The organism is Vulcanisaeta sp. JCM 16159 (assembly GCF_001316265.1).
Classification (GTDB): domain Archaea; phylum Thermoproteota; class Thermoprotei; order Thermoproteales; family Thermocladiaceae; genus Vulcanisaeta.
In genome coordinates, this window is the sequence record NZ_BBDN01000003.1 from 111,579 (window position 1) to 124,182 (window position 12,604).

The window sequence follows — 12,604 nt, forward strand, 5'->3', positions numbered from 1 at the left end:
AGGTAATGTAGCAAGAGCCTATAGCGAATTCAGTGGCGAAAAGCCAGGGACGCCGCTACAAAATCTTAATGAGGTGATAATTAAAATGAATGAATATAGAATTGCTCATATAAAATAATAGAATAAAGTAAGTTTAGCCCATAAATAATATACGAACTTTCCTAAAATTCCCATATCAATTATTAAAAATTTTCCATTTTCAATTTCTGGTGCGGGGGGTGGGATTTGAACCCACGCAGGCCTTCGCCAACGGGACCTAAACCCGTCCCCTTTGACCTGGCTCGGGCACCCCCGCAAGCTCATTATTCATTGTCCTTGGTTTATTAATTTTTTTTGTGCGTACTTTTCATCGATATCTATTCGATAACTGAGAATGGTTTTTAAAGAGGAGGTCTGCCTTGTGTGTTTCGATGGATCCGATATCACTATCTATAATAGTACTGGCCCACTGGTTACTTAATCAACCTGTGGCGCCTGGTGAGGACTCATACCTAGTGTTCACTGTGTTTAACCCAACGCAGACCTACCTATTTAACATGACCATAACCATAAACTCATCATTAATAACGCCGATTTACTACGTTAACTCATCATCAAATTACTGCCAAATACCCGTTGTACCACCTGAGGGTAATAGTTCGTGCATTGTCTATGTACAGGTTGATCCTGACGTGCCCATGGGCATATACGAAGTTCCTATAACGGTTAATTACACCGAGGTTAACATAACGACTACCGTTAAGCCCCTCATTACTTATCAGACTATTTCGATTCCAGTAACCACCCTAGTCACCACCATGCTTTATAATAATACGCCAATAATCGCCGGGGTCAAGACCGTGCCTGTGACCATACAGATACCAACAGTAATGGGGTCTATACCCTCAATAACCACTTCCCAGTCCTCAGAGAGTGTTAATACGAACGTCTCCATCCCCATACTTGGTTATACTGGTTTTGAGGCGACGGCCATGATAGGCACGCCGGATAATGTAGTTCAGGCATTGCCTGGGTCCTACGTGCCCATTACGATATACCTAACTAACTACGGAAATACCCCTGTCTATAATGTCACGGTTACCCTACTATCAGTACCACCACAACTCAATGTAGTAAACACCACGCAACACCTTCCAGCCCTACCGCCAGGCCAACCAGTACCATTGACGTTTTACGCATACGTGCCCAGCTACATACCGCAAGGTAACTACACACTGGAGCTCAGGGTTGATTACTTCACGGGTGTTGATGATGTGATTAACGCAACACTGGTGGTTCCTCAGGAACCCATTGTCTATATTCAGTCCATAGCCACAAACCCACCCGAGGTATTCCAGAGCTACCCAATGGCCCAGTTAATACTGAGCATTGTTAATATTGGGTCTGGGATCGCCTATAACGCTGAGCTCTTCATAAATGGTTCAGGCGTGTCACCATTAGTAAGTATGCCGTTGATACTCGGTGCAATACCACCTGGTCAGCCGATACAGTTAACTGTGCCCATAAGCCTACCAAGCGATCCAGGTAATTACACGGTGGGTATATCCATAACATACGACGGTGGTTCAACAACGAGGTATTTCCAACTAAATGTAAGGCCTAGGGCGAACCTAATTGTTGTGGGTGTTAGTTATCCACAGTCACCAAACCCATCAGACCTAGGCGCACTACTCAGTACGATTACCTCACCAACATTATCACCCGGTGCTTCTAAGGTTCCAATAACAATCACGATAATAAATGAGGGACCAGTCGAGGCTAAGAACGTGATGGTGACTATATCCACGGGCCAGGTAATACAGCCTCACGTATCATCGAGCAACCCACTTTCGGCATTAACGGCATCACAGGCATTCATTGGTGATCTAGAGCCGGGCCAGGAGATAAACGTGACATTCCTGGTGGATGTTGATTCAAACGCTAGACCTGGCACCTATCCCTTAGTGCTGACTTTCGTGTGGAATCAGACGGGTTCGCTATACCCATTAACTGAGTCTGTGACGACCTACGTAACGGTAAAGCCAGCACCAAATGTTTTGCTTTGGATTGTTCTCATACTAATAATAGTCGTGATTATAATAGGCATATTCGCAGCCTTAAGGAGACGTAGGCCAGGCAATAATAACCGCGGGCTGCAGGTCTCCTACGGCAACCAGGGACCAGGTAATTACCAGAGCAGGCTGGTGAATCATGAAGTGCTCTGTGGCGGTGATGGTGGGTGCGTGGACGTGGAGTTGGTCTAGAGGGTGAGTATGACGTTGCCTATGCATGGCGTGCAACGGCGATACTAGTCACACTAACACTTGTTGTTATGTATACAGAGGGTATGTTGGTACCATCACTACCGACTATTCAAAAGGACATGAACATATCCACCGCCGACGCCTCTTGGATACTATCCATATACATCCTCATGGGTACATTATCCTCAGCAATAATGGGTAAGCTTGGTGATATGTTTGGCAAGAAGAGAATGCTCATGGTAACGATGATAACGTACACAATTGGTGCCTCATTACGGGGTTCTCAACAAACTACGGAATGCTCCTGATGGGTAGGGCGTTACAGGGCGTTGGTATGGCAATGATGCCTTAGCCTTCGCCCTAGTTAGGGAGGAGTTCCCACCGCGTATGATACCGCAGGTCCAGGGATTAATAAGCGCCATGTTTGGCGTTGGTATGGCAGTGTCGTTACCGCTCGGTGCCTATGTTTCTCAAACTCTTGGTTGGCAGGCCACGTATCACACAGTCTACCCATTTATATTGATTGAGGACTTAATGGTTTACCTATACATCAGGGAGAGCAGGATTAGGAACCCACAGCCAATTGACTGGGTCGGCTTATTCCTACTCTCTGTATCATTAGCTAGTGGTTTAATAGCCGTGACGGATGCGCCGACCTATGGCTGGACTGACCCATTAGTAATATCATTACTCATACTCTTTGTGCTTGGCTTTGGAGTATTCATACTGTATGAAACAACAGTTAATTATCCACTGGTTCCTATTAACCTATTGGGCAATAGAAATGTCATGGCAGCCAACATAGGTGTTGCCCTGGCTGGTTTCGCCCTATTCCTAATGGCTCAAGCCCTAACATACCTGCTCGAGTCGCCTCAACCACTTGGTTATGATCTGTCAATACTGAATGCAGGTATTATGATGATACCCATGGCCGTTGTCCAAATGATAGTTGCGCCGATAGCTGGTAGAGTCATTACGAGCCTCGGCGCAAAGAAGTTGGCGGTTATTGGTTCATCAATAGCCATAATCGGCCTATTAATGCTAACATACACGGCATTTTATGGCTTATCATACGTGATAGGGTCAATGTCTGTGTTATCTGCCGGTATTAGTATGGTTAATGTTGCCGTAATAAACATACTGGTGTTCTCAGTGGGTAGGAGGAACATGGGCCTAGCCACGGGCTTAAATTCCGTGTTTAGGAACATAGGTGGTGCATGGGGACCGGCGGTGGCTGGTTCGTTAATGAGTATGTACCAGGCCTCGGTACTAATCTCATTAAGGCCATTACTATGGATAACACTACCTGCCAAGTTCTCCTATCAATTAATGTTCATTATAACTACGGTTCTCTACGTAATGGCAATAATAGTCATTGTGACATTGACACGTGAGGTATTCGTGAAGGGTGAAATAAGGGCTCTCGAGGCTTAGGTACTTGACCAACCAATGAAGTAGTCCCAACCCCTATACCTAAGTATTGAGCCTTTAAAATAAACACCGTTACCATCCTCAACAGTTGCAAACGGCTTAAACCCGAGCTTCTCAAACTCAGGTATGCAATTCCCTTTTATTGAGAATACCGGTAGGAATTCCTCACCGCCATTAAACACTATCTCCTCAATATTGATGTCCGTGATACTACTTACGGAGTTTAGGAACTCATCATTAACAGGTAATTCATTGACCACTATCTTAACACCACCATCTATAGACATGGTCCAGAGTACCTTGCCAAGCCCATCACTTGAGTCCATACTAGCTGAAATACAGTCCCTATACCGCAGTAGATCATTTAACATGCCCAACTCAGGCTTAGGTCTCCTCAATATTTCAATACCTTCCCTAACTGCCTTTACATCAATCCACTTATCAAGCTCGTTGTTATAGTATAATTTAAAGACAAGGCCTGTATAGCCAAAGCCAGGCCTTGTAACTAATGCGTCACCAACCCTGGGTTTCCTACCTATAATACCAGCCAATGGCTTACCCACGGCGGCGACGTCAATCACGTCGTCAAGACCCTCATTCAAATCGCCGCAAGGTACTTCACACCTAGGTAATCGGCCCCCTCCTTAAGTCCATTAATCAGTTCCCTGAACTCATCAAGATCTAAGTCACCCCTCATCGTTATGGAGACGACAGCATAAAGCGGCCTGCTTAACTTTACAAGGAAGTCACTGCTCACTGCCGCCATGGCCTTCCAACCCATGTCAAAGTAGGTCATGAAGGGCATTCTGGATGTTGATAGCGAGAGACCATCAACCTTTATGGCTAAGGTATTACCATCAATTTCTATGAACTCTAGGTCATTATCCTCACTGGTATTAATGATATTCCTAATAATACTTATTAAGTTCGTTTCTCCAACACCCTTTAATGGCTTCCTAACCATAGGTAGAAGCGTGCTCATTGGGAGTTATAAGGAATTAGTGTTTTATGGCTAAATCACTGGGTCACTTCCTCAAGGAACTTTAAAACATCCTCAGGACCACCGCTCTGTTTAATCAATCCCCAAAGCTTTGAATCCCTACATAACCTATACCTAATAATACTCCTACTACTATCAACCTGTAGATAACCAGAATCACTAAGTTGCTTAAGTACGTGCTTAACAAGCGTGAGCACCACGGGTATTGCGTCATTAAATTCGGCATACTCGAGTATCTTCTTAGGTGTGAAGCTCACGCAGGTACCCTTGCGTACTTAACAGCCACCCACAAGCCCCTCGCAACCAACTCCTCGATTTTCTTGAAATCTGCATAAATATTTGTTATCTGGGTCATTAAGTAGGCGTAGACAGCCGGATTTAAAGTTCATGATTAGGTACGTATACGTAATAGCCCTGTATATCCAGGCATAAATATGCAATAAATATGCCTGTACCTAGGGCTTCCCATGGGGCATAATTAACTACCTACGGCTTATAAATTAGTTAGAATCATGTGAGGACCCGCTAATAATAATAAAGCAGTTATTGATGAGGCCACGATCACTGCTGATACGAGTAAGTTTACATCCTCATTCTCAAGGTCATAACTACCCATAATCCTTACAGTCCTCTCGCCACACACGTGAACCTCCCTATCAGTCATGACACCACACCTTGGGCATCTATACTTAGGCTGAAATAACGCTCCAAAGATACTATCAAGAACCTCACCTAAATAGCCAAGGACCAGGACTATTACGGTAAGCCAGGTATTCACAGAATTAATATAACCCAGGGACTTAAGTAAATACTGAATTCCTAAGTACGTAAGTGCTATTGTGGATGAACCAAGAAATGAGCTTAGCTCTCCTAGCAATGTAACGCCACCAGATACTCCAGGGTCCACGGTAATCCAGGGCCTCGTTATTAACCTTGGCCTTGACTTACTAAGAACGCCCAACTCGGAGGCCCAGGTGTCTGCATTTGAATAGGCAATGCCCGTTACCGCAGCCGTGGAGAATAATTGATAAATCGATATGTCATGGCTTAGGTAAGCTATGCCGCGAGTAATGCCAATGCACTGGGTATTAGGCCAACGGCTAATACCTGCTTCCAATTTCTTCCTCTAACGTCCTCCGCCGTCCCAAGTTCCTCCTTTCTCTCAACACCGATTTTGGTAAGGGCGCTTGAGCTGCCCAGGAAGACTATGAATGGTACTATTGAGGAGGGCCCGCCAAGCAGTATCATGAAGCCCACGAGCACCGATGGTATAACGGCATCCCTCGTTATTACCTTGATTCTCAGGGCAGCGTATGTTAATGCTAATGATATGATTAGTGCCGCAATTACAATTAACGAATACATAATTGCCACATTGACTATGCTCATAATTTGTTCATGCATCAGTTAAATACTCAATAAGGTTTTTTTAAGTATTATTTCAATAACTTAGGGATTTGCCGTAATTAGGCTATGTCATGATGAGTCAGAGTTACGCAGATTAGTGACGAGAACATACCCGGCTGAATCCAGTCCCTTAAATAGGACACAAAGCTAATTAATTTGGAAGAAGAAAAAGATATTTATATTAAGACTTAGTTGTGGCTTCGATGGGTCGTAGGAGGAAAAGCCGTAAGAAGTTAATGCTTAAGCCCAAGAAGACCTTGCCCAAAATATTCACGTGCCCGCATTGTGGTGCTCCATTGGTTAACGTGAAGATTGATAAGAAGGAGGGGAAGGTACTGGTTAACTGTGGTAGTTGCGGCCTTGAGGCTGAGTTCAATTACATACCTGGTCTACTCCCCGTGGATTACTTCAATAAGTTCGTGGATCTTTATTACCAGGGTCAGATAAAGCCTAAGAGGGAGGTTACGGTGTCTTTAACGCAATTAACGACTAAGTCAAATCCACTACTTAGTGAGGTAAATGAGGATCAGGAAGAGAAATCAGCAGAATCCCTTAACGAAGGCGGTGAGGAATTTGGTGAGGGTAGTACCGAGGAGGTCTATAGTGAGGAGGGCGAGTATATCGAGGATACTGGATATACTGAGGAGTGATATTTAAAATACAAGAATTAATTATCATCCCTAATGGGCGTTAAGGACTACCTATTGAAGCGTATTGCTGAGGTTGGCACAATACACATGACATTACTCGACCCGGATAAGGTCACTGCGAGGGAATTTAAGGAATTGGCATTGATGGTTCAGGAATACGGTAGTGATGCATTGATGGTAGGTGGTTCATTAGGCATATCCGAGGGTCAACTCGATGAGTATCTAAGCACTATTAAGGATTCTTTAAAAATACCCGTTATTCTATTCCCAGGCAGTGTAGCGAATCTGAGCAAACATGCTGATGCGGTATTCTTCCTAAGCGTGCTTAACAGCACTGATCCATACTTCATAGTTGGCGCCCAAATACAGGCCTCAGTACTGCTGGTAAAGAGGTTTAGGAACCTGGAGCCAATATCGTTGGCATACATAATTGTTGGTGATGGCGGTGCCGTTGGTTACGTAAGTAATGCAAGGCCAATACCCTATGATAGGGATGACATCGCCCTAGCCTATGCATACGCGGCCCAGTTAATGGGATTTGACATGATATACCTCGAGGCCGGCAGTGGTGCTCGTGAACCCGTGAGGCCAAGGATGGTTTCTAGGGTGAAGAAGCTTGTTAGTAAGCCTTTAATTGTTGGTGGCGGTATTCGAGATCCTGAGAGGGCCTCTGAGCTTGCCTTAGCTGGCGCTGATGCGATAGTTACTGGTACGATAATTGAGGAAAAGCCTGAATTGATTAGGGACATTATAAGGGCCGTTCATGAGGGTGGAATTGCAAGGAAGAGGAATTTAGAGGGGAATTAGGAACTTAAGGATTATTACTAATAATGAAGTCGCGATGCCAAGAAAAATAACCAACTGTGGACTTACCTTGATCTTCTCGATTTCCTTGGCCTCATTAAACTTAACCAGTCCAGCGGCAATGAATGGTGACATACCGGATGTACGCCTACGCCTAGGCATTATTTATGGTCTTATTCCGGGAGATTAAAAACTTATCTTCACCAAAACCAATAATTACTCCACTGGATTTAGTGGTTCAATGCGAACATCGGAGTCACGACCAGGGGGAGGCTTAATCATAGAATTGCCATTTGGGTCCTCAATAATTATCCTAAACCTAAACTCACCCTGAAGTGCCCTCCGCACCTTGTCCTTAAACTCCCTCAGTCTACGTATGCTCTCCTCATCATCCTCATTAAGAACCTCCATCCTCTCCGCAACATCGATCATCCTCAGCAGTAGGCCCTCGACCGTAGTTATCATAGCCTCTGCATCAGGCCCTGGATCGATGTCAAAGCCAAGTTCAGGGCTGCTTATTCTCGCGGTCTTCGACCTGAAAATATAGGTCCTATAAACGTCAGTGTCATCCTTAACCTCGTACATTATCCTAGATGGTCCCCTGGAATTAAGGTATTGTATATCAATCCTCTTATAACCGCAGTGGTCACATTGATTACTGTATAGTATTAAGTCACCGAAGGCTGGGTCACTATACAGGATCTCAATTACATGAAGCGTGTCTCTACCGCATACTGGGCACTTTTCAATTCCTGTATAAATCACCCTACCGTGAATGCCCACATCGTAATTACTCATTGAAGATCATGGCCTAATCCCAGTATTTATTACTATCCTTAATTTGCATCATTCCCTGGACACTATGAGTAAGTCATCTTTAAAAGGGGCTGTTTCATACGTGATTTTTAATGAGCTCAATAACGCCAAGTAAGTGGCTTGCAGCCCTTGGTATTGTAGCCGTGATGGTACTCGTATTATTCATAATGGGGTTCTGGTACGCGGTCTACACACCTGGTGCTGCGCCATCGTGTTCAGGGTCATTCACGTTAATGGAAATCCTCACATTAATATTATCAATCTCGGGAGTTTACCTACTAATAAATTACCTGAGTAGGGGCAATGTAAGTGATATATTGCTGGTGATTTTCGTGGCTGCCCTCGTGATATTCGCAATGAGTTTCTATTTATTGTCTGTCTCGCCATACGGCGCCATGTGTTAAGTCTTAAAAATAATCGTAATGGGCGTTTATCGCAATGGACTGTGTATTTTGCAGGATAATTAAAGGTGAGGAACCTGCCTACGTGGTTTATGAGGATGACTATGTAATAGCCATACTCGATAAGTACCCAATAAGTAGGGGCCACACGCTTGTCATGCCAAAGAGACATTATAGGGACATAACCGAGATACCGAGTAATGAGTTATGTCACGTAATAATGGTTACAAAGGCAGTGGCGATGGCAGTAATTAAGGCATTGAATGTGCCTGGGGTGAGGATTGTCCAGAATAATGGTGCCGAGGCTGGCCAAGTGATCTTCCATATACACTTTCACGTAATACCAATGACGGGGCACATGATAGGTAGGCATTACTTAACTGAGGAGGAGGGTCGTGAAGTATCTGGGTTATTGTCCAGAGCCATCAAGGAAGTACTTAGTAATATGGGTTAACCTTTTATACTAAGTTATAATTAATTATTCTCAATGGAGGTATTTGGCCTAACACTAACCCAGGTAATAAGCATAATTGGGCTCTTCGTACTCGGCCTACTGGTGGGCATATTAATAAGGAGGTTGATCGGCGTAGCCTTGTACTACTGGCCATAGTAATACTGGCCATGGCCCTGGGCTATCTAAGCCCATCAACCCTGGTTTCACTACTTCACTACGCAGGTTATACAATGAGCATTGCCTACTCAAAGGTTCAGCAGTTCACGGTGGCAATCCCATACTCATCACTGGCATTCATAATAGGTCTCATCATCGGCCTAATAAAGGGTTAATTGAGGTAGGAAACCCTCAGGTTTGACCTATATAGGAAGTCGAGGAATGAGTCAAAGGCATTATCCAGGTATTGAGGCCTATAGACAAGTGCCTCATTATTACTTATGAACACGAATCCAGTACGTGGTGGAAGTTCATCGGTATGCATGCCCATTAGGTCTGCAAACTCTTCACTGGGTCTATGCATTATTACTATGACCCTATCCTCACGTGAGTGGTAATTCAGGGCTCTCCTGCTGGGTACAATCCATGGGTAAAGCATTATCAACTCCCTACCACCCTCACCAAACACAGTATAGACAATACCACACCTGGCAACCCTGCTATAGGAGTATTGACCATGAGGACTTAGGATCCTCCTCATATACCTAGCGCTGGAGTCCTTCATTTCATGAATCACGGCTCTAAGCTCCCTCAGGTCAATGGCTGGGTTAAGTATGAGCTCACCAATCGAGCCATCCAATACACCATCAATCCTCACACTACGTATGAGCTCTTTAAAGTCAATGCCATAAATAGCCCTAAATAACCAACCAATGGGCCTTGAACTAAAGGCTGCTGATTCCACAGCAATTAACTCAAGGGTATTAAGGCTGCCCAGTTGCCCCCTGACGTCAGTACTGAAACGACACCCCCCATCTCAAGTAGTCTAGGTATTAAGTACTCAGGTACGAACAGGACATCCTTATTCCTATGCATTAAAATGCCAGCTCTTACCAACTCGGTAATTACGTCCTCATTAAAGCCCATGAGCCTGAACTGAACCCTAAGGACACCCTCATCACCACCAAGCCCCATGTACTTAACCAATGCGTATGCCGCATTGCCGAAACCCCTAACCTTACCCATTGAATGGTCAGCCAATAATTCGTAAAACCTCCTAATTTTACTGCTCACGTCCTCCCCAGGCAATGACACAAACTCTCTAGCCCTTTTAAGCACGTCCATGTACCTGTCACCATACCTCAAATTAAAGTCTCGAATTAATGTCTCCTCATCTTCCGCATCATAATTAATCAGTTGATATGCTCCCTCCAGTACGTCAATGCTTATTTGCTCGTTCACAACAATTATTACTAGGGCTAATAGGGTTTTAAATAGCGCATTGTCCCTTAAAATCGCGTGAAGCCCCATGAGTATAAGTTCGTGATGCCCCACGAACTCGAGGAATTAACCAACGCAATAGACGCGTTATCAGCAATCGATGAGGAGAAGGTACCTGTATGGGAGTCGATGGGCAGGGTACTTTCTAGGGACGTCGTGGTACCCATAGACATACCACCGCACCCAAAGGCCGCCTATGATGGTTATGCCGTTAGAAGTCAAGACACCTCCAAGTCACCAACCAGGCTAAGGCTTGTGGGTTATGTACATATTGGCGAGGTACCAAGTATTGAGGTAGGCCCCATGGAAACCGCCTACGTAACCACCGGCGCTACTTACCGAGTGGCGCTGATGCAGTCGTTCCTGAGGAGTTCGTTGATGTCGTTAGTAATAATGAGGTTGTCATTAACAAGCCAGTTAAGCCCTGGGAGAATGTAGACCCAGCGGGCGACTTTGCCAGGAGGGGTGAGGCGGCTCTTAGGGAGGGTACGGTCATAATGCCCTGGGACATACCAGCACTGCTGGAGCTTGGTATTGGCGAGGTTTGGGTTAGGAGGAGGGTCAGAATATTCATAGTAGCTACTGGCTCCGAATTAATCGAGGTTAAGGCGCCAAATGAGGTGCTAGATGCAATAGTTAATGGTAAGGTCGTTGAGAGCACGGCATCGTTCATAGGGAATTACGTGAGGATGTACATACCGTACGCCGAAGTCGTGGGCAGGACCATAGTACCTGATGACCAGGAAGCCATCAGAAATGCAGTAACGAAGGCCCTGAACATGGCGGACATCGTTATAACCACAGGCGGCACAGGACCGAGCGGTATTGACTATGTTTATGAGGTAACGAAATCACTGAACCCAAGGATATACATTAGGGGGTTAAGGATGAGGCCTGGCAGACCAACGGGGCTTGCGGTATTGGGCGGTAATAAAGTCATCATTAACCTGTCGGGACACCCAATATCGGCCTTGAATGCAATGACTGTGGTCGTTAAGGAGGTCATTAAGAGACTCGCGGGTGTTAAGGTGGATATTGCGGAGCCCAGGGTAATGGCTAGGCTAGGTAGGGGTACGCTGGGTGATAAGGAGTTTGCCAGACAGTATAGGGTTAGGGTTAGGAGGGTCGGTAATGATTACGTCATAGAGGAGTTACCGAGACAGGGCAGTTCATTAACGCACACACTCCTGATGGTTAATGGACTCGTGTTCACGAGGAAGGGACAAATCATTAGAGAGGGCGATTACGTGGAGGTACTACTCCTGAGGGAACCGCCTCGTGATTAATTTTCAGTTTCACGAAATATTTCAACCCTAACGCTGAAAGTAACTTATAAATCAAGTGGATAAAATAATAATGTGAAACAAGCACTACTGCAAAGCCAGGAGCAGAAGCATAGGTGCGGGATAAGTGACATCAGGGAATTCCTAATAAGCTACGCACTGATTAACTGCAGGAGGAACATAACGAGGGACAACGAGTACAAGATAACAATGGCATGCTTCCATGCGTGGCACCAAACAAGGTACGGAACCAGGGCATCACAACAATGCATAAGAACCTTAGTACTCTACCTACCGGCAATAGCCCAGGAACTACAACTAAAAATAGAAAGAGAGGGAAACGCAAAATACATAATAACAAGGCAGGAATTACATTAATAATTAACCCATGAGTGAGTGGTCCTGGGAAGGTAATAATGCTAATTGGGCAATTAATAGAGATACTCAGCAGGCATGACTATTGGCCTGCTTTTTCTAGTGTTATACGTAGTAATTATAATCGCTCTCTCACCATATACAGAGAGTAACCAACTCATTGAATTATTGATAGTCGCATCAATAGTAACGGCTACGCACTTATCATTGGTAATATACTCCTATGTAAGAATTAAATCGATTAAAGGCCATAACAAACCTCAAGAGAGTAGAGATTAGAGACGGCTTAATAATTCTCGATAC

General features: G+C 44.8%; 20 protein-coding genes, 1 tRNA gene and 2 pseudogenes. 13 read left to right on the forward strand and 10 right to left on the reverse strand.

Annotation, left to right across the window (positions count from 1 at the left end):
* Positions 1 to 207 precede the first annotated feature (207 nt).
* Positions 208 to 295, reverse strand: a tRNA-Leu gene (locus JCM16159_RS03465).
* A 115-nt stretch (positions 296 to 410) separates the two neighbouring features.
* On the opposite strand from JCM16159_RS03465, the gene JCM16159_RS03470 reads away from it, so the two are divergent.
* From JCM16159_RS03470 to JCM16159_RS03475, 3 genes are all read left to right on the forward strand, one after another.
* Positions 411 to 2,243, forward strand: coding sequence for a COG1361 S-layer family protein (locus tag JCM16159_RS03470; protein WP_054856961.1), 1,833 nt, complete (start codon positions 411 to 413; stop codon positions 2,241 to 2,243).
* On the forward strand, positions 2,219 to 2,551 hold the full coding sequence (locus JCM16159_RS18440) for an MFS transporter (protein WP_367834256.1): 333 nt from the start codon (positions 2,219 to 2,221) through the stop codon (positions 2,549 to 2,551). Before JCM16159_RS03470 ends, JCM16159_RS18440 begins: the two co-directional genes overlap by 25 nt.
* A gap of 79 nt (positions 2,552 to 2,630) precedes the next feature.
* Positions 2,631 to 3,677: an MFS transporter gene (locus tag JCM16159_RS03475; RefSeq protein WP_367834257.1), complete on the forward strand. Its 1,047-nt coding sequence runs from the start codon at positions 2,631 to 2,633 to the stop codon at positions 3,675 to 3,677.
* On the opposite strand, the gene JCM16159_RS14170 is transcribed toward JCM16159_RS03475, so the two are convergent.
* From JCM16159_RS14170 to JCM16159_RS14180, 5 genes are all read right to left on the reverse strand, one after another.
* Complete coding sequence (locus JCM16159_RS14170; protein ID WP_243665760.1) at positions 3,674 to 4,255, reverse strand: hypothetical protein; 582 nt, start codon at positions 4,253 to 4,255, stop codon at positions 3,674 to 3,676. The two genes, JCM16159_RS03475 and JCM16159_RS14170, sit on opposite strands and share 4 nt — an antisense overlap.
* A 17-nt stretch (positions 4,256 to 4,272) precedes the next feature.
* On the reverse strand, positions 4,273 to 4,638 hold the full coding sequence (locus JCM16159_RS14175; RefSeq protein WP_243665761.1) for an AIR synthase related protein: 366 nt from the start codon (positions 4,636 to 4,638) through the stop codon (positions 4,273 to 4,275).
* Positions 4,639 to 4,691: 53 nt separating this feature from the next.
* A complete protein-coding gene (locus JCM16159_RS03485; protein WP_243665762.1) occupies positions 4,692 to 4,931 on the reverse strand; it encodes a hypothetical protein in 240 nt (79 codons plus the stop codon).
* A gap of 236 nt (positions 4,932 to 5,167) precedes the next feature.
* Positions 5,168 to 5,791, reverse strand: a complete 624-nt coding sequence (locus JCM16159_RS03490) for a DUF92 domain-containing protein (RefSeq protein WP_243665763.1) — start codon at positions 5,789 to 5,791, stop codon at positions 5,168 to 5,170.
* Complete coding sequence (locus tag JCM16159_RS14180; RefSeq protein ID WP_243665764.1) at positions 5,731 to 6,078, reverse strand: DUF92 domain-containing protein; 348 nt, start codon at positions 6,076 to 6,078, stop codon at positions 5,731 to 5,733. Before JCM16159_RS14180 ends, JCM16159_RS03490 begins: the two co-directional genes overlap by 61 nt.
* Before the next feature lie 206 nt (positions 6,079 to 6,284).
* On the opposite strand from JCM16159_RS14180, the gene JCM16159_RS03495 reads away from it, so the two are divergent.
* Together JCM16159_RS03495 and JCM16159_RS03500 are read left to right on the forward strand one after the other, a co-directional pair.
* Entirely contained in the window at positions 6,285 to 6,731 is a 447-nt protein-coding gene (locus JCM16159_RS03495; protein ID WP_054856962.1) for a hypothetical protein, read from the forward strand.
* Between the two features lie 33 nt (positions 6,732 to 6,764).
* Positions 6,765 to 7,538 (forward strand): geranylgeranylglyceryl/heptaprenylglyceryl phosphate synthase, encoded by a 774-nt coding sequence (locus JCM16159_RS03500; protein ID WP_054856963.1) that lies wholly within the window; start codon positions 6,765 to 6,767, stop codon positions 7,536 to 7,538.
* Here JCM16159_RS03500 and JCM16159_RS03505 read toward each other — a convergent pair.
* Both JCM16159_RS03505 and JCM16159_RS03510 read right to left on the reverse strand, forming a co-directional pair.
* Complete coding sequence (locus tag JCM16159_RS03505; RefSeq protein WP_054856964.1) at positions 7,524 to 7,697, reverse strand: preprotein translocase subunit Sec61beta; 174 nt, start codon at positions 7,695 to 7,697, stop codon at positions 7,524 to 7,526. The genes JCM16159_RS03500 and JCM16159_RS03505 overlap by 15 nt on opposite strands.
* Before the next feature lie 54 nt (positions 7,698 to 7,751).
* The gene (locus JCM16159_RS03510) at positions 7,752 to 8,333 is read right to left on the reverse strand and encodes a ZPR1 zinc finger domain-containing protein (protein WP_054856965.1); all 582 of its coding nucleotides are present in this window, start codon (positions 8,331 to 8,333) and stop codon (positions 7,752 to 7,754) included.
* Between the two features lie 110 nt (positions 8,334 to 8,443).
* Between JCM16159_RS03510 and JCM16159_RS03515 the strand changes: the two genes are divergently transcribed.
* Genes JCM16159_RS03515 through JCM16159_RS14185 form a run of 4 tightly spaced genes read left to right on the forward strand, consistent with a single transcriptional unit; the run spans position 8,444 to position 9,538 of the window.
* The gene (locus JCM16159_RS03515) at positions 8,444 to 8,755 is read left to right on the forward strand and encodes a hypothetical protein (protein WP_054856966.1); all 312 of its coding nucleotides are present in this window, start codon (positions 8,444 to 8,446) and stop codon (positions 8,753 to 8,755) included.
* Between the two features lie 34 nt (positions 8,756 to 8,789).
* The gene (locus JCM16159_RS03520; protein WP_054856967.1) at positions 8,790 to 9,206 is read left to right on the forward strand and encodes an HIT family protein; all 417 of its coding nucleotides are present in this window, start codon (positions 8,790 to 8,792) and stop codon (positions 9,204 to 9,206) included.
* Between the two features lie 33 nt (positions 9,207 to 9,239).
* Positions 9,240 to 9,362 carry a hypothetical protein gene (locus tag JCM16159_RS18445; protein ID WP_367834258.1) on the forward strand — a complete coding sequence of 41 codons (123 nt, stop codon included), beginning with the start codon at positions 9,240 to 9,242 and terminating at the stop codon, positions 9,360 to 9,362.
* Between the two features lie 11 nt (positions 9,363 to 9,373).
* Complete coding sequence (locus JCM16159_RS14185; RefSeq protein WP_243665765.1) at positions 9,374 to 9,538, forward strand: hypothetical protein; 165 nt, start codon at positions 9,374 to 9,376, stop codon at positions 9,536 to 9,538.
* Here JCM16159_RS14185 and JCM16159_RS03530 read toward each other — a convergent pair.
* Both JCM16159_RS03530 and JCM16159_RS03535 read right to left on the reverse strand, forming a co-directional pair.
* Positions 9,535 to 10,107: a hypothetical protein gene (locus tag JCM16159_RS03530; RefSeq protein ID WP_054856968.1), complete on the reverse strand. Its 573-nt coding sequence runs from the start codon at positions 10,105 to 10,107 to the stop codon at positions 9,535 to 9,537. The genes JCM16159_RS14185 and JCM16159_RS03530 overlap by 4 nt on opposite strands.
* A gap of 5 nt (positions 10,108 to 10,112) precedes the next feature.
* Positions 10,113 to 10,604 (reverse strand): hypothetical protein, encoded by a 492-nt coding sequence (locus tag JCM16159_RS03535; protein WP_243665766.1) that lies wholly within the window; start codon positions 10,602 to 10,604, stop codon positions 10,113 to 10,115.
* Positions 10,605 to 10,688: 84 nt separating this feature from the next.
* Here JCM16159_RS03535 and JCM16159_RS18450 point away from each other — a divergent pair.
* From JCM16159_RS18450 to JCM16159_RS03545, 4 genes and pseudogenes are all read left to right on the forward strand, one after another.
* Positions 10,689 to 10,916 (forward strand): annotated as a pseudogene (locus tag JCM16159_RS18450) (molybdopterin molybdenumtransferase MoeA); the annotation flags it as partial.
* A 122-nt stretch (positions 10,917 to 11,038) separates the two neighbouring features.
* Positions 11,039 to 11,116, forward strand: a pseudogene (locus tag JCM16159_RS18455) (hypothetical protein); the annotation flags it as partial.
* A gap of 24 nt (positions 11,117 to 11,140) precedes the next feature.
* Complete coding sequence (locus JCM16159_RS14195; protein ID WP_243665849.1) at positions 11,141 to 11,929, forward strand: molybdopterin-binding protein; 789 nt, start codon at positions 11,141 to 11,143, stop codon at positions 11,927 to 11,929.
* A gap of 72 nt (positions 11,930 to 12,001) precedes the next feature.
* Complete coding sequence (locus JCM16159_RS03545; RefSeq protein ID WP_054856970.1) at positions 12,002 to 12,304, forward strand: hypothetical protein; 303 nt, start codon at positions 12,002 to 12,004, stop codon at positions 12,302 to 12,304.
* Positions 12,305 to 12,604: the final 300 nt, after the last annotated feature.

What these genes read in the sequence shown, in the direction of transcription:
- JCM16159_RS03470 (WP_054856961.1), top strand. Translation starts at nt 411, where the DNA reads ATGGATCCGATATCACTATCTATAATAGTACTGGCCCACTGGTTACTT.
- JCM16159_RS03475 (WP_367834257.1), top strand. Translation starts at nt 2,631, where the DNA reads ATGATACCGCAGGTCCAGGGATTAATAAGCGCCATGTTTGGCGTTGGT.
- JCM16159_RS14175 (WP_243665761.1), bottom strand. Translation starts at nt 4,638, where the DNA reads ATGGTTAGGAAGCCATTAAAGGGTGTTGGAGAAACGAACTTAATAAGT.
- JCM16159_RS14180 (WP_243665764.1), bottom strand. Translation starts at nt 6,078, where the DNA reads ATGCATGAACAAATTATGAGCATAGTCAATGTGGCAATTATGTATTCG.
- JCM16159_RS03495 (WP_054856962.1), top strand. Translation starts at nt 6,285, where the DNA reads ATGGGTCGTAGGAGGAAAAGCCGTAAGAAGTTAATGCTTAAGCCCAAG.
- JCM16159_RS03500 (WP_054856963.1), top strand. Translation starts at nt 6,765, where the DNA reads ATGGGCGTTAAGGACTACCTATTGAAGCGTATTGCTGAGGTTGGCACA.
- JCM16159_RS03505 (WP_054856964.1), bottom strand. Translation starts at nt 7,697, where the DNA reads ATGCCTAGGCGTAGGCGTACATCCGGTATGTCACCATTCATTGCCGCT.
- JCM16159_RS03510 (WP_054856965.1), bottom strand. Translation starts at nt 8,333, where the DNA reads ATGAGTAATTACGATGTGGGCATTCACGGTAGGGTGATTTATACAGGA.
- JCM16159_RS03515 (WP_054856966.1), top strand. Translation starts at nt 8,444, where the DNA reads ATGAGCTCAATAACGCCAAGTAAGTGGCTTGCAGCCCTTGGTATTGTA.
- JCM16159_RS03520 (WP_054856967.1), top strand. Translation starts at nt 8,790, where the DNA reads ATGGACTGTGTATTTTGCAGGATAATTAAAGGTGAGGAACCTGCCTAC.
- JCM16159_RS18445 (WP_367834258.1), top strand. Translation starts at nt 9,240, where the DNA reads ATGGAGGTATTTGGCCTAACACTAACCCAGGTAATAAGCATAATTGGG.
- JCM16159_RS14185 (WP_243665765.1), top strand. Translation starts at nt 9,374, where the DNA reads ATGGCCCTGGGCTATCTAAGCCCATCAACCCTGGTTTCACTACTTCAC.
- JCM16159_RS14195 (WP_243665849.1), top strand. Translation starts at nt 11,141, where the DNA reads ATGCCCTGGGACATACCAGCACTGCTGGAGCTTGGTATTGGCGAGGTT.